The sequence below is a fragment of the Acinetobacter pittii genome (assembly GCF_034064985.1).
GTDB lineage: Bacteria > Pseudomonadota > Gammaproteobacteria > Pseudomonadales > Moraxellaceae > Acinetobacter > Acinetobacter pittii_H.
This window is the reverse complement of sequence record NZ_CP139249.1, coordinates 3,639,031-3,660,158: the sequence shown is the minus strand read 5'-3', so window position 1 is coordinate 3,660,158 and position 21,128 is coordinate 3,639,031. Positions and strand designations below refer to the sequence as shown.

Genomic DNA, 21,128 nt, shown 5'->3' with positions numbered 1-21,128 from the left:
TGTTGTGTTGCCAAATAAAGATAAAATTCAAACAACACAGGAGCAGGATCAATGATCTTTGAATGGATGTCTGATCCCTCTGCTTGGGTGGGTTTAGCAACTTTAATCGTTCTTGAAATTGTATTGGGGATCGATAACCTCGTTTTTATCGCAATTTTAGCTGAGAAATTGCCGCCCGAGCAACGAGCTAAAGCACGTATAGTCGGTTTGGTACTCGCCTTGGGAATGCGTCTCATACTCTTAGCCTCGATTGCTTGGGTTGTGACACTAACTGAACCACTTTTCCATATTTTTGATCATCCTTTCTCTGGCCGTGATCTGATTTTGTTATTTGGTGGTGTGTTCTTACTCTTTAAGGGCACTATGGAATTGCATGAACGAATGGAAGGAAAACAACTTCATAAAGAAGATAATCCTGTTCATGCTGCATTCTGGATGGTCATTGTTCAGATTGTCGTGCTTGATGCGGTATTCTCATTAGACAGTGTGATTACAGCCGTAGGTATGGTGAAAGAGCTGTCAATCATGATGGTTGCGGTTGTGATTGCTGTTGGAATCATGTTGTGGGCATCTAAACCACTCATGGACTTTGTCAATAAACATCCAACAGTTGTCATTCTGTGTCTTGGCTTCTTGATGATGATCGGTTTCTCTTTGGTGGTGGAAGGCTTTGGTTTCCATATTCCGAAGGGCTACTTATATGCTGCAATTGGCTTCTCGGTTTTGGTGGAAATTATCAACCAGAGCATGCGCCGCAATCAGGAAAAAATGGTTACAACCACAGATTTACGTTATCGCACAGCTTCTGCAGTTTTACGTATGTTAGGTAGTAAAAATAGCGGTTCTAGTTCCGATGCCCAATCAGCTGATAAAGAAGACGTACTGGCTACACAAGCGTTTGCAGATGAAGTTTTTGACGAAGAAAACGGTGCTTATCACAGTGTGCTTGTACAAGGCGTACTCGGCTTATCAGAGCGCCCAGTAAAGTCTGTTATGACTCCACGCCCTGAACTTGAGTGGATTGATTTAGACGATGAGCCTGAAGTTTTAAAAGAACGTTTAATGTCGATGACACACTCTCGTTTGATCGTTGCACGTGGTGAGCTTGATAATATTGAAGGTATTGCGCTTACTCATAAAGTTTTAAATAACTTTATTGAAACAGGCGTGATTGATTTCCAAAAGCATTTACGTGAACCTGTGATTGTGCATGAAAATGCTCAAGTACTCATGGTTATGGAACAATTACGTCAAGCTCCTTTACAAATGGCCATCGTATTAAATGAATATGGTTCTATCGAAGGTATCGCAACGCCAATTGATATCTTAGAAGCAATTGCGGGTGAATTCCCGGATGAAGATGAATTAGATGCTGCTGCTGAAAGCTTGGCAGATGGTTCATTAATGCTTGAAGGTTCAACAGACATTCGTCACGTATCCCTTCTATTAGGTCGTGATCTAGTTGATGAAAGTGAACAGTATTCAACTTTGTCGGGCTACTTGTTATTCCATTTAGGCCGTTTACCGGAAAATGGTGAAGCTGTTGAGGCAGATGGTTATCGCTTTGAAGTGATTACAATGGAAGGTCATAAAATTGAGAAAGTTCATATTGTTTCTATTGAGCAAGATGAACCAAAAGATTAAATGACGTTTTAAGTCTAGAAACATCATAAAATAGCTCAACTTTGAGCTATTTTTTATTTGAGAAGCACTAAATGACCCAACAAAATTGTCCATGTGGAAAAGGCAGCTATATAGAATGTTGTGAGCCTTTACATTTAGGTACAGCAAAAGCGCTAACAGCAGAGCAGCTTATGCGTTCACGTTATAGCGCTTTTGCATTACAGCAAATCGATTATATTGTGCAAACGACTGCTTTAGGTCAGCAAACAGCTCTTGATAAAGATGCCATTGCAGAGTGGAGCAAAAAAAATCAATGGTTGGGTTTAGAGGTTGTTAACGCCAACGAAAAATTAGATAAAACCCATGCACAGGTTGAGTTCAAGGCTCATTATCATGATGGGCAAAAAGCCCAAATTCACCACGAGGTTTCACATTTTGTTTATCACCAGCAACAATGGTTTTTCCTCGACCCAACGGTCGATATGAAGGTCACGATGAAGCAACCTTGTATATGCGGTTCTGGAAAAAAATTTAAGCAATGCTGTGCACAATACCTATAACTTTATCTTAAAATACGCCCACTGTTTGGCCTGAGGGAAAGGGCGATGTTACTCACCGTTATTTATATTATTGCGATTACTGCGGAAGCGATGACAGGCGCATTGTCTGCTGGGCGACGGAGTATGGACTGGTTCGGTGTCGTACTGATTGCCTGTGTGACTGCTTTAGGTGGTGGTTCGGTGCGAGATGTATTGCTTGGTCACTATCCTTTAACTTGGGTAAAACATCCTGAATATTTGGTTCTGACCTGCTGTGCTGCATTTGTCACGATTATTATTGCCAAATGGATGCGTCATTTACATAACATCTTTTTGGTGCTCGATGCTTTAGGCCTAATTGGGTTTACGATCATTGGTTGTCAGATTGCCCTACAAATGGGACATGGTTTTGTCGTGTCGGCAGTAGCAGGGGTGTTGACTGGAGTATCTGGCGGTATTTTACGTGACATTTTATGTAATGATGTCCCATTCGTTTTCCGCCGCGAACTCTATGCGAGTATCTCTTTTGTGGCAGTCATCTGTTACTGGGTTTGCCAAGATTTGGGTTTAAGCCTAGAGTTAACCGTTATTTCAACTTTAATTTTTGGCTTTACCTTGCGTCTGATTGCAATTTATTTTGGCCTAGAAATGCCTAAATTTATTTATAAAGATGATGATGCAGAATCGGCTTCTTCAACCGACGAACATTAATCATGCAGAATTCGATGTGAGCATGCTATAACAATAAAATATATTGTCTTGCTCACTTATTTTTTCCAGTAGAGTTTTTCCTATGGATCTGGTTTCACGTATACAAAATCTTCCAATTGGCAAATTTCACTACACACTACTGTGGGTGGTTGGTTTAGGTTGGATGTTTGATGCGATGGACACAGGGATCATTGCTTTTATTATGACAACGCTTGTTAAAGACTGGGCATTAACACCAGCCGAAAGCGGTTGGATTGTAAGTATCGGTTTTGTAGGAATGGCTATTGGAGCTGTTTGTTCGGGAGCTTTAGCAGACCGCTTTGGCCGAAAGACAATATTTGCAGTGACCATGGGGATCTATAGCATTGCCACTGCCTTATGTGCTTTTGCTCCAGACTTAAAGTGGTTATTAATTTTTCGTTTTATCGTTGGTCTTGGACTTGGTGGTCAGTTACCCGTTGCAGTGACATTGGTGAGTGAATATATACCTGCACATGTACGTGGTCGTTTTATTGTACTACTCGAAAGTTTTTGGGGTTTAGGCTGGTTAGTTGCTGCACTCATTTCTTATTTTATTATTCCTAAATTTGGTTGGCATATTGCCTTTCTTATGGGTGGCCTTCCACTGATTTATATTTTAGTGATTTGGAAAAAACTTCCTGAATCGATACCTTACCTGATTAACCGTGGACGTGTTGAAGAAGCACACGCATTAGTTCAAAAATTAGAAGCTCAAGCAGGCGTTCAAATTGTTCACCATATTGAAGTCGTGCCTGTCGCTATGCGACAAAAAGTCTCTTTTAAACAACTTTGGAGTGGTCAATTTGCTCGCAGAAGCTTAATGCTTTGGCTCATCTGGTTTGGAATTGTGTATTCCTACTACGGGATCTTTACGTGGCTGCCAAGTTTATTAGTGAAACAGGGCTATGACATCGTTAAATCTTTTGAATATGTTTTGCTTATGATTTTGGCGCAGCTACCAGGCTACTTGGCAGCGGCATGGTTTGTAGAACGATTGGGTAGAAAAATTACACTTGCTGCATTTATCGGTTTTTGTGCGTTGTCTGCATATTTCTTTGGACAAGCCGACAGTGTAAACAGCATTATGTTTTGGGGTTTTCTTATGTCCTTCTTTAATTTGGGTGCATGGGGAGTGTTATATACCTATACACCAGAGCAATATCCAGCCAACATTCGCGCTTTTGGTTCGGGCTGGGCATCTGCAATGGGCCGTTTAGGTGGAATTTTGGCGCCGATAGTCGTCACTCATATGATGGTTTCCAAAAATGGGTTTAGCCATGTTTTTATGATGTTTACTATTGTTTTACTTTTGGTTGCAGCTGTAATTTTAATATTAGGTGAAGAAACTCAAGGTAAAAGATTAGAGTCGATAGGCCTCTAGTTTTGCCTAACTTTATAGCAAGTAACTAAAAATATAGAAAGATGAGACATAATTTGACGCTCAGGTGACAGAGTCCCTCTTGTGTCTGTAACATAGCCCACTTAGCATAAGACTCACTTAAAATAACGACTGATTTGGAAGATAAGCTGACTATGACCAGCCTTGCGCATCAAGCGACAGAAAACCGCTCTGTAGCCGAATTTACTGAACAGGCTTACCTGAATTATGCCATGTACGTCATCATGGACCGTGCATTGCCACATATCAGTGATGGCTTAAAACCTGTACAGCGCCGTATTGTCTACGCCATGAGCGAGTTGGGCTTAAAAAGCAGTGGTAAGCCAAAAAAATCGGCCCGTACTGTGGGTGACGTACTCGGTAAATATCATCCACATGGCGACTCGGCATGTTATGAAGCCATGGTTTTGATGGCTCAGCCATTTAGTTATCGCTATCCTTTAATTGAAGGTCAAGGGAACTGGGGTTCACCAGATGACCCTAAATCGTTTGCTGCGATGCGTTATACCGAGGCAAAACTTTCTGCCTACAGTGAGTTATTACTAAGTGAGTTAGGACAAGGCACAAGTGAATGGCAAGATAACTTTGACGGTTCATTAAAAGAACCGATTACGTTGCCAGCACGAGTTCCTAATATTCTGCTTAACGGTACAACCGGTATTGCGGTTGGTATGGCGACCGATATTCCGCCACATAATTTGCGTGAAGTGATTAAAGGAACAATTGCCTTAATTCGTAATCCGCAAACATCAGACGAGAAATTGGCTGAATATATTCCAGCGCCAGATTTACCAACCAAAGCTGAAATTATTACGCCGCCCGAAGAATTACTCAAAATCCAGACGACTGGACGTGGTAGTTACCGCATGCGAGCGGTTTATACCATCGAAAAAAATGAAATCGTGATTACCGAATTGCCTTATCAAGTATCGGGTTCTAAGGTGATCACTCAAATTGCCGACCAAATGCAGGCTAAGAAACTACCATTAGTGGTAGATGTGCGCGATGAGTCGGATCATGAAAACCCAACACGACTCGTGATTGTACTGCGTTCTAACCGTATTGATGCTGAAGCGGTGATGAGCCACTTATTTGCGACTACAGATTTAGAATCGAGCTACCGTGTTAATTTAAACATGATTGGTGAGGATGGTCGTCCTCAGGTTAAGTCAATTCGTCGTATTTTACTTGAGTGGATTGAGATCCGTAAAAAAACGGTAACTCGCCGTTTAGAATATCATTTAAACCGAATTGAAAAACGCCTGCATATTTTGGCAGGTCTTTTAATTGCTTATCTCGATATTGATACAGTTATTCGTATTATTCGTGAAGAAGATCAGCCTAAACCTGTATTGATGGATCATTTCAAAATTGATGAGATACAAGCAGAAGCAATTTTAGAACTCAAGTTACGCCATTTAGCAAAACTTGAAGAAATGGAAATCCGTCAAGAACAGGATGAGCTCTCAGCAAAAGCAGCGATTATTCGTGAGCAATTAGAAAACCCTGAATCTTTAAAGAATCTAATTATTGGCGAATTAAAAGAAGACGCGAAAAAGTTTGGTGACGTACGCCGTTCTCCAATTGTTGCACGTGCTGAAGCTGTTCAGATTAGAGAACAAGATTTAATGCCGGCTGAAGCAGTAACGGTGGTTTTATCTGAAGCGGGATGGATTCGTGCTGCAAAAGGTGCGGATGTTGATGCCGAGAATTTAAACTATCGCGCTGGTGACCAATATTTAAGTCATGCGGTGGGTAAAACCAACCAACGAATTTATTTCCTTGATGAGACAGGGCGTAGTTATGCCTTACCTATTAGTAGCTTGCCATCAGCAAGGGGATTAGGTGAACCACTAAGTTCGAAACTGGCACCTGCAAGTGGAGTCGCGTTTATTCAGGTCTATTTAGATGATGAAGACTCAGAACTTATTGCTGCTAGCTCATCAGGTTATGGCTTTAAAACTCAAGTTAAACAGCTAGATACTAATGCCAAGGCCGGCAAAAGCTTCTTGTCGGTACCTGAAAAATCAAAAGCTCTACCATTAATCTCCGCCCAAAATATGACACATTTGGCTGTACTCAGCTCAGCAGGTCGACTCCTGATTATTGATTTGTCAGAACTGCCAAATTTAAATAAGGGTAAAGGTAATAAGTTGATACAACTTGAAGCGAAAGAGCAGATTTTATCCATGACAACCCTGAACTTAGATGAAATAATTCAGGTGGTTGCAGGTCAACAACATCTAAAACTAAAAGGTGATGATCTACAAAAATACATGGGTAAACGAGCTTCAAAAGGTCACCTCTTACCACGTGGATATCAAAAAGCAAATAAACTGTTGATTCAGAGATAAAGCTAGCGTCGGGCAACATAAATACGCTATATATGGCAACATGTTCAAGCAATGAACTGAACTTGTTGGTATTGGATAACGATTAAAAGGACAGCAATTTGGAGTACGTAATTTGTACTCCATGCAAAAAATTTGACAGGGTCAAATTGTCAAAACTTCTGTCTCATAATCTTGTTCGAAAGTGTCATGAATGTGCCAATAAGTTTTAAATATGTTCTGGCACCAAGAAGCTAAAGAATAGCTGGGGCATTGAATAACAGTTATTACTAAGGATTACGAATCGGAGATAATGGCATTATGGAAAAGATTTGGTTTGCAGAATACCAAAAAACAGGGATTCCAGAAACAGTAGCATTGCCTGCGGAAAATACTTCTCTTGTTGATATTTTTGAGAGTAATTTCCAAAAATTTGGTTCTCGTGATGCCTTTATCTTCATGGATAAGGCAATGTCATTTAACGAGTTAGAACTTGCAAGCCGTAAGTTCGCGACCTATTTGCAAAATTTGGGGTTAGCAAAGGGAACTCGTGTGGCAGTAATGATGCCGAACGTATTGCAATATCCTGTAGTTGCATTAGCTGTGTTACGTGCAGGCTTAGTGTTGGTGAATGTAAACCCACTTTATACTGCGCGTGAACTTGAGCATCAATTAAATGACTCGGGTGCAGAAGTACTCGTGATTATCGAAAACTTTGCCAGTGTTTACCAAAGTATTTTAGGTAAAACTCCTGTTAAGCATGTTGTAGTTGCGACAGTGGGGGATATGCTTGGTAAACTTAAAGGTACATTGGTGAATTTTGTATTACGTAAAGTACGTAAGCAAATTCCTGCTTGGAATATTCCTGGGCACGTTAAATTTAATACAGCATTAAATAAAGAAAGTCCGAGTAATTATAAGCGTCCGAACTTAACCTTAAGTGATACTGCCGTGCTTCAATATACGGGTGGTACTACGGGTGTTTCAAAAGGGGCTGAGCTGACTCACCGTAATTTGGTAGCCAACCTTTTACAATGTGACGGTATTTTCCAAAGTAAATTTGGTGCAAACGATGGTGCTAAAGGCGACCGTATTGTTTGCGCATTACCGCTTTATCATATTTTTGCGTTCATGGTTTGCGCGATGTACGGTATGTATAAAGGTCAGGCAAATATCTTGATTCCGAATCCACGTGATTTACCAGCGGTAATTAATGAATTACGTAAATACCAGCCATCATTCTTCCCAGCAGTAAATACATTATTTAATGCTTTAGTGAATAATGAAGAGTTTAAACAACTTGACCATAGCAATTTAAAAATGGCGATGGGCGGTGGTATGGCAGTTTTACCTTCTACAGCAGAAGCGTGGAAGAAGATTACTGGTACAACTATTATTGAAGGCTATGGCTTATCTGAAACTTCTCCGGTAGCGACTGCAAACCCTCCTGCATCTACTGAATTTAGCGGCACAATTGGTATTCCATTACCTTTAACAGAAGTTGCTATTTTAGATGATGACGGTAAAGAAGTTGCTTTAGGTGAGCAAGGCGAAATCTCGATTCGCGGTCCTCAAGTCATGAAAGGCTATTGGAACCGTCCTGATGAGACAGCTAAAGTTATGACAGCGGACGGTTTCTTCCGTACGGGCGATATTGGTGTTATGGATAGCCGTGGATATACTAAAATTGTAGACCGTAAAAAAGATATGATTTTGGTTTCTGGCTTTAACGTTTATCCAAGCGAAATCGAAGAAGTTATTGCTAAACATCCAAAAGTATTGGAAGTTGCAGCAATTGGTGTTCCTGATGAAAAATCAGGTGAAGTGCCAAAACTCTTTATCGTGAAAAAAGATCAAAGCTTAACGACTGAAGAAATTTTGAACTTTGCTAAAGAAAACTTAACAGGTTATAAACGCCCTCGTTATGTTGAGTTTATGGATGAGTTACCTAAATCAAACGTAGGTAAAATCTTACGTAAAGACTTACGTAAACCAGCTTAAAAAGTTAATAAAAAAGCGCCTTAGGGCGCTTTTTTTGTTTTTATATTTTATGACTTTTCATAAACCAACGATCTATATAAGGACGACCAATTCCCACCATTCCCACAAAAACAAGCATTGTGCCGAGTTGTAAGCGTAGATGAGTTAAATCGAGCTGACCATAACTTAAATAATTATCTGCTAGGCAATATAGAGTAATCACAATTAACCAATGCCATAAAGGAAGTCGTTTAATACCGACTGCAATAAAAGTAATTGTTAAAATAACAAAGGTGCCTAGTGTCGATTGCCAATTTAGATTTGCACAAATCACACTCAATAAAAAAGCGACAATAGGAAGTACGATTTTTAATATACGGTCTACCTGAAGTTGATTTTGTTTTTGCTTCTCTAAGACGTCAAACAATTCTTTTTGATCAGGTTGTTGCATACATGGCCCTATTAATCAGTGATGACAAGTGATTGCATAAAATTTCAGGTAAAAACGCAATGTTATGATAGCATGATCAACAGTATTTTCAGTGATGGATGGCACTATGCAGGGCATCAGCGGCATTATCTATATTATTTTAGTGGCATGTTTGCTGCCATACGCATTTACCGTAATTGCAAAATTTACAGGTGGTTTTCAGCCCGTTGATAATCAAAACCCGAGAGCTTTTTTGGCTAAAACAACAGGCCTTGCTGCTCGAGCTAACGCCGTACAACAAAATAGCTTTGAAAGCCTGCCTTTATTTTTAACAGCTATTTTAATGGCTGAATATATGGTTGTTCCGGAATATTTTATTCTGAGATTAGGTTGGGCATATATTATTTTAAGAGTTATTTATGGCATTTGCTATTTAAGTAACTGGGCAACTTTACGCTCTATTGTTTGGTTCTTATCGATATTGTGTCCAATCTTTTTACTTGTGGTCACGATTAAACTGACTTGAGTGTCATTCTGTCATCATTCATATCAACTTTCGCGTGTGCCCATTGTATAATCGGCATCATTTTGATGATATCCACGCTATAATCGAGTGGATTTTACATCTGACTTCATAACGAAAGAGTATTGATATGAGTTACAGCAATATCCCTGCAGGTAAAGATGCGCCAAATGACATCTATGTCATCATTGAAATTCCTGCAAATGCAGCACCAATTAAATATGAAATCGATAAAGATTCTGATGCATTGTTTGTAGACCGTTTCATGGGTACAGCAATGTTCTATCCAGCGAACTATGGCTATGTTCCAAATACTTTGTCTGAAGATGGCGATCCATTAGACGTACTTGTTGTAACTCCACATCCTGTTGCTGCTGGTTCTGTAATTCGTTGCCGTCCAGTGGGAAAATTAAACATGGAAGATGACGGTGGTATTGATGCGAAATTAATCGCTGTTCCACACGAAAAATTATCTCCACTTTACAAAGACGTGAAGGAATATACAGATCTTCCTCCGTTATTGATTAGCCAAGTTGAGCATTTCTTCAGTCACTATAAAGATTTAGAACCAGGTAAGTGGGTAAAAATCAGTGGTTGGGAAGGTGCTGATGTTGCTAAAGCAGAAGTATTAAAAGCAATTGAAGCTGCTAAATAAGCTTTAATTTATAAGCTCAGAATTTCTGAATTGATATTCTGAGCCTAATAAAAAACCTACATCTGTTGCCAGACGTAGGTTTTTTCATGCTTGATAGATGTGTGAATTAGAATAATTTCACAGGAATATCAAGGAAGATACGCCATTCATTAGTATCTGGCATATAGTCTGTAGTATAGGCATCGTCAGCACGGTAAATTGAATTACGTAAGCGTAAGCTTGAACCTTTGGCAAAACCACTTTGAACTGTATATTTTACTTGGTTGAAGAATTCGCTTTCACTTGAGTCATCTGCGCCGTTAGACGTTTTGATATCCCAACCGTACACATAAGCTGTGGTCCAGTTTAAACCAGGTAATACGCCTAACTTACCAAAGTCGAGGTTATATTGGATTTGTGCAGATTTTTCATCATTACCAATGAAGTCAGACAAATAAGAGTTTGGCAAGTAAACACTTTGACCACCGTCTTGGTTTACACCATAGTTATAACCAATGTTACCGCTGTTTTGTTGGTACGCCAGCATCACACTATGTGGGCCAGTCGCATAAGTACCTGAAATTGCCCAAATATTGTTGGTTTTGTCTTCACCAGCTGGGCCAGTCGCATACGAAAGATTAGCATCTTTATCAAATTTAGTATGATAACCACTGAAGTCATAAGTAAGTGAGCTGTCATTAGCAAGCGGTTGCTTGTAGTTCACATTGACATAATGACGATTAAGTTTGTCTTTTACATCAACACCGTAGTAAGAACCACTGATTTGATCGTCAAACTTATATTTTGCACCCCAAACCACAGCGCGGTCTAAACCATTTTGGTCAGTTGCAATTTGGTCAGAATATTGGTTTTTAGTAAATTTACCAGCAACCACTTCTAAGTCTTTAATTTCATGGCTAGTTAACAAAGTACCAGTGAAATATTCAGGTACTAAACGAGCCGTGTTGCTTGCAAGCACAGGCAAATCGAGCACTTGAGTACCATAACGTACCGTTGTATTTGAGAAACGTGCTTTTACGTTAGCACCACCACGCGCCCAATGATCGTAAGCTGAACCATCGTTATGTTGTGGAATCATGTTATTACCAGCGTTTTTATTTTCGCCGATTTTAAATGAGCCGTCACCAACAACGCCAACACCGAAACCAACAATACCAGGAGTAAAGCCAGAGTCGATATTTACAATTGCCGTTTGAGCAAATGAGCTATTGTCAGCCCTTCCATCTTTTTTATCACGACTGATATAACCGGTACGGAAGAGAATAGAACCGTTCGCATCTTCAACAAATCCTTTTGCCTCACTTTGCTCGCTTGCCTGAGCTGAGGAAATTATTGCCGCAGAAATGAGAACTGCTAATGTAAGTTTTTGTGCTTTTAGCATATTTAAAGAACCTCATAAAAACGATAAATCCTGTGCCTTGTTATTGTTCAGGGCCTAGGATTTCCATCAATTGTATAAGTAATCTGTAAAAAAGATATATTTTTGTTCATTTTATTTTATATATGCTATGCAGGATTTGATTAATGTGGTAGGGGTTATTTAATAAATTTATAATTCGTCTTTTATACTTAATTTATTGTTTAAAATAAAAAAAGTAATTTAATTTTTAGTGGATTTTTACCATTTATTTTGTATTTAAAGTTAAAAAAATAGTTGATTCTTGTGTTCATTTTTTACTCTTTTTTGTTGGATATGTTTACTTTTTAATCTCATTTTAAGTTTCTTTTTTCATCTCTTTTATTTTTATACCTTTTAAATTGTTACTATATAACATTATTTTAAAAATGGAATGTACAAAAATAGATCACTAACAGTTGGTCAATAGAATATGTTTGGGTTGATCAAATTTAGTGCAATAAATTGCTTGTATTTTGTGCACTACTCTTTTTATCCATATTGTTGCTTAAAAAAGACCCAAAATAGTACATCTACTTTAAACAAGTAATAAATAAAAAAATCCAATGAGTAGAAATGCGCAATCACAGATCATTACAAGCCCTGTCCTCAAGAAATTTACATACTTTTTATATCTCGCCTCTAAGATTAAATAGAAAATTTATGTGCAACAAATGAATACTTCACGCCTCGATCATTAATTTCCGATAAGGGGTTTTCGTATGTTTAGTATTTTTTATCGCATAAAAATTTTATTTTATCACTATGTTTTTTATGGATATATTTTTATAAAAATTACCCAGAAATTTTATAATAAAGTGAGTTTGATCTCAAAATTAATGAAGAGCACTGATAGCAAATTTGTACTTGGCACAGCAATTGCTAAAGCTCAAGTAACACAATTTGTTTAATTCATATAAATCGTGCATTCATTGTGGGGGAGATCAAAATGATGAAATTTGCACTTAAGGCCGTGAGTCTTAGTATCTTTGCAGCAGGTTCAACTATGGCTATGGCTGAAGATGCTCCATCTTTTTATGGAATCACGGCAACAGGTAGTGTGGCAGCAACCACAGACTATCGCTTCCGTGGTGTGACCCAATCATCAAATAACCCAGCCATTCAAGGCGGATTCACTTTTTCTCATAAGTCAGGTGCTTATGTTGCGCTTTGGGGTTCAAGCGTTGACTTTAATACACCGGGTGTTTCAACTGAAACCGATATTTCTTTAGGTTATACTAATAAAATTAAATTATCCGATACGCTCGCACCAACGTATGATGTGGGTGTAATTCATTATGGATACATCGGTTCTGACTCAAAATTTACTAACCCATACAATGGTGATACTGGCTTCGACTTCACCGAATTTTACGGAAAATTAACGTTTGCAGACTCTTTGTTTAAAGGTGATGCACTTAGTGTGGGCGTAAGCTATTCAGATGATTACTGGGGCCACTCTGATGAGTTCTGGTATTTCAACGTCGGTTATTCAGCACCAATTGCAGACACAGGATTTACTGGACTTGCTTCAGTTGGTTATAACAAGCTTAAAAACAAAGACTCTTTACTTGTTGTTGCGGGTGGACCAGGTGAAGACGATAGCTATATCGATTATAAAGTCGGCGTCAACTATAACATTTTAGGCATTGTTGCTGAGCTAGATGTTGTTGGTACAGACATAAGTACTTCTGGTATGACTGATGCTCAGAAAAAACCTTATGACACAGGTTTAGTATTTAGTTTAACTAAAACATTCTAAGTTTGAGTTTTAAAAAAGCGGGTGAGTAAACCCGCTTTTTTTATTAGTTTTCTATTTCCGAAAGTAGCTGTTTTAACTGGTTAAGCTCGATATCTGTGGCGTTGGACAGAGGCTTACGTGGTAAGCCCGCAGAGACACCTTTTAGCTCTAAACCAGCTTTAATCTTTTTAGGTAAACCTCCAGTTACAATAAAGCGTAGTAGAGGAAGTTGCTGATAAAATGAATTTTGGGCTTGTTCTAACTCACCATTTTTTACATGTTCAATAAGCTGTTGAGGTCGTTGACCTAATAGGTTTGGTGCTGCTGTACACCAGCCGCTTGCTCCAGCACATAAAGCTTCTAAAGCTAGAGGGTTACACCCGTTATAAAATGGGAGTTCTCCTTTTGATAGCTCATAAATCTTATGCATGCGCTGAATATCACCGCTACTTTCTTTCACCATCGTAATATTTGCAATGCTATTAAACATACGCACAATTAACTCTGGAGACATATCAACACCACTAGTCGCAGGGTTGTTATAAATCATAATCGGTAAAGTCGTTGCTTGTGCAATTGCCTGATAATATTCAAAAATCTCTTGATCTGTGAGTTTCCAATAAGATACAGGAATTACCATAAGTGCATCTGCACCATAATTTTGTGCGATTTGCGCTTTTTTAATGGCTTGATCAGTGGTGAGTTCTGAAATTCCAATAATGACAGGCACGCGCTTATTAATGCTTTCAATTGAAGTTTTAGCGACTAAGCACCACTCATCCCATTCAAGATAAGCGCTTTCGCCAGTACTGCCCAAAGGTGCAATTGCATCACAACCATTTTCAATCAGCAAATCCAGCATCTGTTTTAAAACAGGAAGGTTAATGGTGTTGTCATCAGAAAAGGGAGTAACAGGGTAGCCAATAATGCCGTTTAATTTCATGGTGGAAATCTCTTTTTAAATACAGTCAGAATGTTTTTTCAAAGCTTTACGTGCGTAGTAAGCAAAGTTCACTTTGTTGCGTTTATCGGTAGAAACCCAGTCATGAGCTTCTGTTGCTAAAGCATGGGGGATGGGCTGGATTTGTCCGGCAGACATGGCTAGCAGTTGCAGTTGAGCTGCGCGTTCAATTAAAAGAGCCAAGTTACATGCTTCTTCAATGGTTTTTCCTGTGACTAATTGACCATGGTGAGACAACAAAACAGCGCGGTTTTTACCAAGCGCAGAAGAAATCAAAATACCTTCTTCATTACCTACAGGAACACCTGGCCAATGACCTACAAATGAGCAGTCTTCGTAAAGTGCGCAAACATCCATTTGGGAAATCATAAGTGGAATCTGTAACATCGATAGAGCCGCTACATGAGTCGGATGTGTATGGATAATGCAGTTTACTTCTGGGTGCTCTTTATAAATCCATGTATGAAAACGGTTGGCTGGGTTGGCCATACCTTCTTGATTAACGGGTTCTAAGTCTTGATTTACCTCAAGTAAGTTTGAAGCAGTAATTTCATCAAAACCTAAACCGAAACGTTGGGTAATAAAGGAATCTTTATTTTCACTACGGCAAGTAATTTGGCCTGCTAAACCAGCATCATGGCCATGGTCAAATAAAATACGACAAGTGAGTGCAAGCTTTTGGCGGTCAGTTAAATCTGAGTCGCTAATCCACTTTTGCATGTCTTGTTGTGCGTGTTGCATCAAGTCGTGTTTGTTTACAGAAGCCGTCTTCATCTCTTCTCCAGTCCAGTTGACCAAATTAAGTAGGTGAAGGCAGAATAGAAAACAACTGGATGAATCAATACATCCAGTTTTTATAAGTTATATGGTCCAGATGGGGCGAATATGCTAAGACCTTGGCAAGTAAATTTTCGTATCGATGAAAGAGAAGAAAAAACGGTTTTTCTAAAACTGACTAACTTGATTAGTCAGGAAATTTTATGTGGCCGTTTAGTGCAGGGGACGATGCTGCCGGGGTCTCGTAGCTTGTCAAAAGAACTAGGAATTAATCGAAAAACTGTACAAGCAGTATATGAAGAGTTAGAGGCGCAAGGTTGGCTTGTGACCCGTCCCCGAAAAGGCACATTTGTGGCGGATGTTTTGCCGGAAAAACAGCTTCAAATAGAGCCAGTATCTAAGCGAAAAGTTAATAATAAACCAATCATCCAAGAAGTGATTCAATATCCACATAACGATGGTGTGCCAGATCCGAGGCTTATTCCCTATGAACTATTTTCACGGGCCTATCGTCACGCACTGATTAAAATTACGCAAAACCAGTACATGGGATATGGTGACCCACGAGGTATGGTTGAGCTAAGACAGGCTTTACAACAAATGTTGTCGATGGAACGTTTTATGAATGTTGCCGAAGATGAAATTTGTATTGTACGTGGTAGCCAGATGGGAATTTTTCTTGCCTCTCGAGCATTACCTAATCGGCAGGGCGTTATCATTGTTGAGGAATTATATTATCCATCTGCTTTTAAAGCATTTCAGTCAAATGGTTTTCAAGTTATTTCTGTCAAATTAGATGAACAAGGTATTGTCATTGAAGATTTAGAACGGATTTTAAAAGAGCACTCAGTTGCTGCCATTTATACAACTCCGCATCACCAATATCCTACAACTGTAACGATGCCAATGAGCCGTCGTCTTCAACTCTTGGAGCTTTCAAAAAAATGGGGCTTTTATATTATTGAAGATGACTATGATCATGAATTCCACTATGACAGTCGACCTATGCCACCCTTGGCAAGTTTGCCTCATTCTGAATTAGTCATTCATGTTGGTTCATTGTCTAAAGTTTTTGCACCCGGTATACGCTTGGGTTATATGGTAGCGTCCCCAACAATCATTCAATCCATTACTGAAGATATTTTATTGATTGATCGACAAGGTAATAACATTACTGAACTTGCTTTAGCAGATTTAATGCAACGGGGTGAAATTAAAAGACACATCCGCAAAATGAAAAAGATTTATCAGTTACGCCGTGACCATGCCTTAGCTGAGTTTCAAAGAGTTTTTGCAGAGAGTATTCAGATACAACCGCCTGCGGGTGGAATGGCCTTGTGGGTAAAATTCCAGAAACCATTTACTCAGGAACAGCTTATAAAATTAAAAGAACTCAATATTGATACAGAGCATAAGTTTAAACAGGAAGAGTCTTCTAATCGTTGTATCCGCTTTGGTTTTGCAGCTTTATCAGAGCAGGAAATTACTTCTTTAATCGAGGCCTTAAATGACGCTCTTAATAAAAGAACAGCGGACTTATAATCCGCTGTTCCATTTTAAGAATGATTGCCTCGATAAGAGAGTGCTTCTGTAAGGTGCGGACTTTGAATGACCTCACTTTGAGCTAAATCTGCAATGGTCCGCGCTACTCGTAAAACACGATGATAAGCACGAGCTGATAGATTTAAACGTTGCTGAGCCATTTCAATCATTCGCTGTGAAGTACTATCGAGAGTCGCGTATTGCTCAAGTTGTTTTGGTGAGAGCGCCTGATTCAAACAATCCTGTCTTTGCATTTGTTGTTCATAAGCATAAATCACACGTTGGCGAACACTACTGGAGTCTTCAGCAGGGGTTGGATCTTGCAGTTCTTGAGCTTTTAATGGCGGTACATCAATATGTAAATCGATACGGTCGAGTAACGGTCCCGATATACGGTTTTGATAACGTTTAATACTCTCAGGCGAACATTGACAACGACTATCTTGATTAAATGCATAACCACATGGGCAAGGGTTCATCGCTGCAATGAGCTGAAAGTTTGCAGGGTAGGTAATTTGCCGAGCTGCTCGTGAAATAATGATTTCTTTTGACTCAAGTGGCTGGCGTAAGACTTCTAGCACTTTTCTGTCAAACTCAGGAAGTTCATCTAAAAACAAAACTCCTAAGTGAGATAAGGTAATTTCACCTGGTTTAGGATGAGATCCGCCCCCAACCAGTGCAATCGCTGATGCTGTATGATGGGGCGCTCGAAATGGCCGTTGGCCAAACGTATGCGGTGTATTTGAAATCGAATAAATACTCGCAACTTCAAGTGTTTCTTGATTAGAAAGAGGTGGCAAAATCGAAGGGAGCCTTGAAGCGAGTAAAGTCTTACCTGTGCCTGGTGGTCCTTTAAAGAGCAGCGAGTGTCCTCCTGCGGCGGCTATTTCTAGTGCACGACGTGGGCGTAACTGACCTTTTACATCTGCCAGATCAAATTTATAAGGCATTTGGTTTGAGGCAGTTGCAGGTTCAACCGAAGATAGAGATTTTGTGCCCAGAAAATGTTCACAAACTTCTTTTAAGTGGCTCACTGGATAACATTCAAGATTCGGTAAATGGTTAATATCCTGACTATTATCGAGGGGTAAAAGCATTTTATGCTTGGCCTGTTGGCATGCCATGGCTAAAGTTAACGTGCCTGATACTGGTCTTACATGACCATCCAGCGCTAATTCACCAATTAATTCAAAATCTTCGGCACAGTTTTCTGGGAGCTGACCAGACGCAATTAAAATGCCTACGGCAATTGGTAAATCTAGACGTGAACCATCTTTGGGCAAATCTGCTGGCGCAAGATTAATGGTTAGCCGTTTAGTCGGAAAGTGGAATCCACTATTAATAATGGCTGAGCGAACGCGGTCTTTACTTTCTCTTACTGCCGCCTCTGCTAGCCCGACAATGGTAAGAGAAGGTAAGCCTTGACTCACATGTACCTCAACTTCAATTAGAGGTGCATGTAAACCCAAAAGTCCCCGTGTATAAATTTTAGAAAAAGACATCTTATTGTTCCATTATGGTGCTTCATTTTTAATCGTTGTAAAGTATAAGTGCGCTACGTTGGTGCTTATTTTTTATTCTTTAAAGTTTCTTCTAACAAACTGACTTGTTTTTGTAGCTCTTCTAAACGTTGATTAGCCGATTGAAGTGCAGTCTTTTGACGGTCAATCTCTTGTTTGGAAACAAGGTCTAACTTTTCGACCGCTTCATTTAATAATGCACGTAAATTTTTTTCCAAATCTTTTTTAGGCTCATCAATTTGTTCCAAAATGGCCTGTAGTAATGTTTCTAACATAAAATATCCAAAGCGTTGTATTACCTTATAGTTTACAGTTTATCACTGCTTGAAGTCGGTATATAGGTTTCAATTCTTTTAGTGCAAATAGAATATTAAAACAGCACTCAACAATACTGAAAATTCATTTTATTTTTAATAGCTCATCTACATCTTGATCACTAAATAGGTTATAAAGAAAGTTCATGCAATAGATTCATTTCCCTCAACCTTTGAAATATTGGCATGAAAATTGAACATAAAACCTTACTGGTGAAAAGAAGCCGAAGGAAACAAACATGAAGCTTGTAACTGCAATTGTAAAACCGTTTAAATTAGATGATGTGCGTGAAGCACTCTCTGACATTGGTGTACAAGGGATTACCGTAACTGAAGTTAAAGGTTTTGGTCGTCAAAAAGGACATACAGAACTCTACCGTGGTGCAGAGTATGTGGTTGATTTCTTACCTAAAGTAAAAATCGAGATTGCGATCAGTGATGAAATGGTTGACGCGGTAATTGAATCAATTACTCGTGTAGCGAGCACTGGAAAAATCGGCGATGGTAAGATTTTTGTTACTAACCTGGAACAAGTAATCCGTATTCGTACGGGTGAGACTGGACCGGATGCTGTCTAAATTGGCACAAAGCTTGCTGAGTAGAAAATAACTCGCAAATGAGGTTGGGGGACACGAATGAAAAAAATACTTATGGCGCTCAGTCTATCAGGCGCTCTTTTGGGTGGTACTGCCTCTTGGGCAGAAGAAGCTGTAACAACGCCAACATCGGAAGTTGCGGCTGCATCAACATCACAAGCTACCGCAACCGTGGCAGAAGCACCAGTTGCTGAAACTCCGGCAGCTCCAGCACCGACACCCACTCTTGATACGGGTGACACCTCTTGGATTCTAGTTTCAACAGCATTAGTTTTATTAATGACCATTCCGGGATTAGCATTATTCTACGGCGGTATGGTACGTAAAAAAAATGTCCTAAGTACAATGATGTTCAGCCTTTCAGCTGCAATCTTAGTAAGTTTGCTGTGGGTGATTGCTGGGTATTCAATCGCGTTCTCTGGCACAGGTGCATTTTTTGGTGATTTGTCTAAAGCAATGCTCAACGGAGTGGCATTTGATGCATTGAGTGGAACAATTCCTGAAAGCCTCTTTGTTATTTTCCAAATGACTTTTGCCATTATTACAGTTGCGATCCTTAGCGGTTCTATTGCAGACCGCATGAAGTATTCAGCTTTCATGGTGTTTATTGCAGTTTGGGTGCTCGTTGTTTACGCACCAATTACCCACTGGGTGTGGGCTGCAGATGGCTGGTTATTTAAAGCAGGCGCATTAGATTTTGCTGGTGGTACAGTTGTACATATCAACTCAGGTGTTGCAGGTCTAGTTGCTGCTTACATGCTTGGAAAACGTATTGGCCTTGGCCGTGAATCTATGGCTCCGCATAACCTGACTTTAACTGTAGTGGGTGCAAGCTTACTTTGGGTGGGTTGGTTCGGCTTTAACGGTGGTAGTGCTCTAGGCGCTGGTGCTCGTGCAAGTATGGCAATTTTAGTGACTCAAGTTGCTGCCGCTGCTGCTGCATTCTCTTGGTTAGTTGTTGAACGTATGATCCGTGGTAAAGCATCTGTATTAGGTGGTGCTTCTGGTGCGGTAGCTGGTTTAGTTGTGATTACACCAGCAGCAGGTTTTGTTGGGGTGGGCGGTGCTTTAGTCATGGGCCTTATTGGTGGCGTAGTGTGCTTCTGGGGTATTACAGCTCTTAAACGCTTACTTAAAGCCGATGATGCTTTGGATGCATTTGGTTTGCATGCGGTAGGTGGTATTGTCGGTGCGATTTTAACTGGCGTATTCTACAGTGACGAAATTATTAAAGCAGCGAACGTTGCATTAGCTCCAACATTCACTGGCCAATTATGGGTACAAGTTGAAGGCGTATTGGCAACCATGGTTTACAGTGGTATCGCGACTTTCATTATTCTTAAAGTGATTGATCTTGTGATTGGTATTCGTGTTAATGCTGATGATGAACGCATGGGTCTGGATTTAAGCCAACATGGCGAACGTATCGAATAATCATCATTAATATATCTGCTGTTTTAAAAGAACAGTCTTGCGCTGTGATCAAAGCGATGCTTTGATCTTGCTCAGGACTGTTTTTTTGTCTTATAGAATGCTGGTTCTGTAAGTGTAGAAATTTTGCTACACTAGGTCAAAGTAATCGACCCTATAAATCCGCTATGCATTGTCCATTTTGCAACGCCGCAGATAGTAAAGTCATCGATTCACGTTTAGCCGCCGAAGGCTGTCAGATTCGTCGACGTCGTGAGTGTGTAAGTTGCGGTGAACGTTTTACCACTTTTGAAAGCTATGAAGTGGTAATGCCCCGTGTGATCAAATCGAATGGAAAAAATGAACCTTTCGATGAGGCCAAATTGCGTCGTTCGTTAATGCATGCTTTGCAAAAACGTCCGGTCACACAAGAGCAGATCGAAACAGTTTTAAGTGATATTCAGTTGCAGATTCGCCGTTTAGGTGAGCGTGATGTGAAATCTAGAACAATTGGCGAAATCGTCATGCAATCTTTATTTGCACTTGATCATGTTGCTTATGTCCGATTTGCTTCTGTCTATCAAGATTTTCAGGATGTTGAAGCATTTCGCCGTCAAATAGAGCAAATGCAGCAACGTGAACACTAATCATTTGAGATTT

The 21,128-nt window shown here is 39.7% G+C and carries 20 protein-coding genes; 14 read left to right on the top strand and 6 right to left on the bottom strand.

The features are described from left to right. The first annotated feature begins 51 nt into the window (after positions 1–51). The 6 genes from yoaE to fadD all read left to right on the top strand — a co-directional run bounded on the left by yoaE (position 52) and on the right by fadD (position 8,624). Complete coding sequence (gene yoaE / locus SOI76_RS17520; protein WP_104080692.1) at positions 52–1,644, top strand: TerC family protein; 1,593 nt, start codon at positions 52–54, stop codon at positions 1,642–1,644. A 71-nt stretch (positions 1,645–1,715) separates the two neighbouring features. Then, positions 1,716–2,183, top strand: coding sequence for a YchJ family protein (locus SOI76_RS17515; protein WP_104080693.1), 468 nt, complete (start codon positions 1,716–1,718; stop codon positions 2,181–2,183). Between the two features lie 45 nt (positions 2,184–2,228). After that, positions 2,229–2,873, top strand: a complete 645-nt coding sequence (locus SOI76_RS17510) for a trimeric intracellular cation channel family protein (protein ID WP_002121256.1) — start codon at positions 2,229–2,231, stop codon at positions 2,871–2,873. Between the two features lie 82 nt (positions 2,874–2,955). Beyond that, positions 2,956–4,275 (top strand): MFS transporter, encoded by a 1,320-nt coding sequence (locus tag SOI76_RS17505; RefSeq protein ID WP_104080694.1) that lies wholly within the window; start codon positions 2,956–2,958, stop codon positions 4,273–4,275. Positions 4,276–4,427: 152 nt separating this feature from the next. After that, positions 4,428–6,647 carry a DNA topoisomerase IV subunit A gene (parC, locus tag SOI76_RS17500; RefSeq protein ID WP_104080695.1) on the top strand — a complete coding sequence of 740 codons (2,220 nt, stop codon included), beginning with the start codon at positions 4,428–4,430 and terminating at the stop codon, positions 6,645–6,647. A gap of 297 nt (positions 6,648–6,944) precedes the next feature. After that, positions 6,945–8,624, top strand: coding sequence for a long-chain-fatty-acid--CoA ligase (fadD, locus tag SOI76_RS17495; protein WP_104080696.1), 1,680 nt, complete (start codon positions 6,945–6,947; stop codon positions 8,622–8,624). Positions 8,625–8,664: 40 nt separating this feature from the next. Here the strand turns inward: fadD and SOI76_RS17490 are convergent, their stop codons facing one another. Continuing rightward, complete coding sequence (locus SOI76_RS17490; protein ID WP_104080697.1) at positions 8,665–9,054, bottom strand: hypothetical protein; 390 nt, start codon at positions 9,052–9,054, stop codon at positions 8,665–8,667. A gap of 106 nt (positions 9,055–9,160) precedes the next feature. On the opposite strand from SOI76_RS17490, the gene SOI76_RS17485 reads away from it, so the two are divergent. Both SOI76_RS17485 and ppa read left to right on the top strand, forming a co-directional pair. Then, a complete protein-coding gene (locus SOI76_RS17485) occupies positions 9,161–9,559 on the top strand; it encodes an MAPEG family protein (RefSeq protein WP_002121258.1) in 399 nt (132 codons plus the stop codon). 127 nt (positions 9,560–9,686) lie between these two features. Beyond that, on the top strand, positions 9,687–10,211 hold the full coding sequence (gene ppa / locus SOI76_RS17480; protein WP_002121243.1) for an inorganic diphosphatase: 525 nt from the start codon (positions 9,687–9,689) through the stop codon (positions 10,209–10,211). A gap of 106 nt (positions 10,212–10,317) precedes the next feature. Here ppa and SOI76_RS17475 read toward each other — a convergent pair whose 3' ends face one another. Beyond that, positions 10,318–11,592 carry an OprD family outer membrane porin gene (locus SOI76_RS17475; protein WP_104080698.1) on the bottom strand — a complete coding sequence of 425 codons (1,275 nt, stop codon included), beginning with the start codon at positions 11,590–11,592 and terminating at the stop codon, positions 10,318–10,320. A gap of 737 nt (positions 11,593–12,329) precedes the next feature. On the opposite strand from SOI76_RS17475, the gene SOI76_RS17470 reads away from it, so the two are divergent. Both SOI76_RS17470 and SOI76_RS17465 read left to right on the top strand, forming a co-directional pair. Further along, a complete protein-coding gene (locus tag SOI76_RS17470; protein ID WP_104080699.1) occupies positions 12,330–12,518 on the top strand; it encodes a hypothetical protein in 189 nt (62 codons plus the stop codon). A 38-nt stretch (positions 12,519–12,556) separates the two neighbouring features. Further along, positions 12,557–13,369, top strand: coding sequence for a TorF family putative porin (locus SOI76_RS17465; RefSeq protein ID WP_205668480.1), 813 nt, complete (start codon positions 12,557–12,559; stop codon positions 13,367–13,369). A 43-nt stretch (positions 13,370–13,412) separates the two neighbouring features. On the opposite strand, the gene SOI76_RS17460 is transcribed toward SOI76_RS17465, so the two are convergent. Both SOI76_RS17460 and SOI76_RS17455 read right to left on the bottom strand, forming a co-directional pair. Further along, entirely contained in the window at positions 13,413–14,291 is an 879-nt protein-coding gene (locus SOI76_RS17460) for a dihydrodipicolinate synthase family protein (protein WP_104080701.1), read from the bottom strand. Positions 14,292–14,306: 15 nt separating this feature from the next. Next, positions 14,307–15,083, bottom strand: coding sequence for an aldolase (locus tag SOI76_RS17455; protein WP_104080702.1), 777 nt, complete (start codon positions 15,081–15,083; stop codon positions 14,307–14,309). 111 nt (positions 15,084–15,194) lie between these two features. On the opposite strand from SOI76_RS17455, the gene SOI76_RS17450 reads away from it, so the two are divergent. Continuing rightward, a complete protein-coding gene (locus SOI76_RS17450; RefSeq protein WP_104080703.1) occupies positions 15,195–16,628 on the top strand; it encodes a PLP-dependent aminotransferase family protein in 1,434 nt (477 codons plus the stop codon). A 14-nt stretch (positions 16,629–16,642) separates the two neighbouring features. Here SOI76_RS17450 and yifB read toward each other — a convergent pair whose 3' ends face one another. Beyond that, complete coding sequence (gene yifB, locus SOI76_RS17445) at positions 16,643–18,130, bottom strand: YifB family Mg chelatase-like AAA ATPase (protein WP_104080704.1); 1,488 nt, start codon at positions 18,128–18,130, stop codon at positions 16,643–16,645. 65 nt (positions 18,131–18,195) lie between these two features. Continuing rightward, positions 18,196–18,423 carry an accessory factor UbiK family protein gene (locus SOI76_RS17440; RefSeq protein WP_002121136.1) on the bottom strand — a complete coding sequence of 76 codons (228 nt, stop codon included), beginning with the start codon at positions 18,421–18,423 and terminating at the stop codon, positions 18,196–18,198. A 278-nt stretch (positions 18,424–18,701) separates the two neighbouring features. Here SOI76_RS17440 and glnK point away from each other — a divergent pair, with 278 nt between their 5' ends. From glnK to nrdR, 3 genes are all read left to right on the top strand, one after another. After that, positions 18,702–19,040, top strand: coding sequence for a P-II family nitrogen regulator (gene glnK / locus SOI76_RS17435; RefSeq protein ID WP_000780326.1), 339 nt, complete (start codon positions 18,702–18,704; stop codon positions 19,038–19,040). A 57-nt stretch (positions 19,041–19,097) separates the two neighbouring features. Next, positions 19,098–20,492, top strand: coding sequence for an ammonium transporter (gene amtB / locus SOI76_RS17430; RefSeq protein ID WP_104080705.1), 1,395 nt, complete (start codon positions 19,098–19,100; stop codon positions 20,490–20,492). Between the two features lie 164 nt (positions 20,493–20,656). Next, positions 20,657–21,115, top strand: coding sequence for a transcriptional regulator NrdR (gene nrdR / locus SOI76_RS17425; RefSeq protein ID WP_000543541.1), 459 nt, complete (start codon positions 20,657–20,659; stop codon positions 21,113–21,115). Positions 21,116–21,128 lie beyond the last annotated feature (13 nt).

Excerpts from the sequence above, each read along its gene's own strand:
- glnK (WP_000780326.1), top strand. The coding sequence starts at position 18,702 with ATGAAGCTTGTAACTGCAATTGTAAAACCGTTTAAATTAGATGATGTG.
- SOI76_RS17455 (WP_104080702.1), bottom strand. The coding sequence starts at position 15,083 with ATGAAGACGGCTTCTGTAAACAAACACGACTTGATGCAACACGCACAA.
- SOI76_RS17515 (WP_104080693.1), top strand. The coding sequence starts at position 1,716 with ATGACCCAACAAAATTGTCCATGTGGAAAAGGCAGCTATATAGAATGT.
- parC (WP_104080695.1), top strand. The coding sequence starts at position 4,428 with ATGACCAGCCTTGCGCATCAAGCGACAGAAAACCGCTCTGTAGCCGAA.
- SOI76_RS17465 (WP_205668480.1), top strand. The coding sequence starts at position 12,557 with ATGATGAAATTTGCACTTAAGGCCGTGAGTCTTAGTATCTTTGCAGCA.
- SOI76_RS17505 (WP_104080694.1), top strand. The coding sequence starts at position 2,956 with ATGGATCTGGTTTCACGTATACAAAATCTTCCAATTGGCAAATTTCAC.
- SOI76_RS17510 (WP_002121256.1), top strand. The coding sequence starts at position 2,229 with ATGTTACTCACCGTTATTTATATTATTGCGATTACTGCGGAAGCGATG.
- SOI76_RS17470 (WP_104080699.1), top strand. The coding sequence starts at position 12,330 with ATGTTTAGTATTTTTTATCGCATAAAAATTTTATTTTATCACTATGTT.
- amtB (WP_104080705.1), top strand. The coding sequence starts at position 19,098 with ATGAAAAAAATACTTATGGCGCTCAGTCTATCAGGCGCTCTTTTGGGT.
- SOI76_RS17475 (WP_104080698.1), bottom strand. The coding sequence starts at position 11,592 with ATGCTAAAAGCACAAAAACTTACATTAGCAGTTCTCATTTCTGCGGCA.
- yifB (WP_104080704.1), bottom strand. The coding sequence starts at position 18,130 with ATGTCTTTTTCTAAAATTTATACACGGGGACTTTTGGGTTTACATGCA.
- SOI76_RS17460 (WP_104080701.1), bottom strand. The coding sequence starts at position 14,291 with ATGAAATTAAACGGCATTATTGGCTACCCTGTTACTCCCTTTTCTGAT.
- fadD (WP_104080696.1), top strand. The coding sequence starts at position 6,945 with ATGGAAAAGATTTGGTTTGCAGAATACCAAAAAACAGGGATTCCAGAA.
- yoaE (WP_104080692.1), top strand. The coding sequence starts at position 52 with ATGATCTTTGAATGGATGTCTGATCCCTCTGCTTGGGTGGGTTTAGCA.
- ppa (WP_002121243.1), top strand. The coding sequence starts at position 9,687 with ATGAGTTACAGCAATATCCCTGCAGGTAAAGATGCGCCAAATGACATC.
- SOI76_RS17440 (WP_002121136.1), bottom strand. The coding sequence starts at position 18,423 with ATGTTAGAAACATTACTACAGGCCATTTTGGAACAAATTGATGAGCCT.
- nrdR (WP_000543541.1), top strand. The coding sequence starts at position 20,657 with ATGCATTGTCCATTTTGCAACGCCGCAGATAGTAAAGTCATCGATTCA.
- SOI76_RS17490 (WP_104080697.1), bottom strand. The coding sequence starts at position 9,054 with ATGCAACAACCTGATCAAAAAGAATTGTTTGACGTCTTAGAGAAGCAA.
- SOI76_RS17450 (WP_104080703.1), top strand. The coding sequence starts at position 15,195 with ATGCTAAGACCTTGGCAAGTAAATTTTCGTATCGATGAAAGAGAAGAA.
- SOI76_RS17485 (WP_002121258.1), top strand. The coding sequence starts at position 9,161 with ATGCAGGGCATCAGCGGCATTATCTATATTATTTTAGTGGCATGTTTG.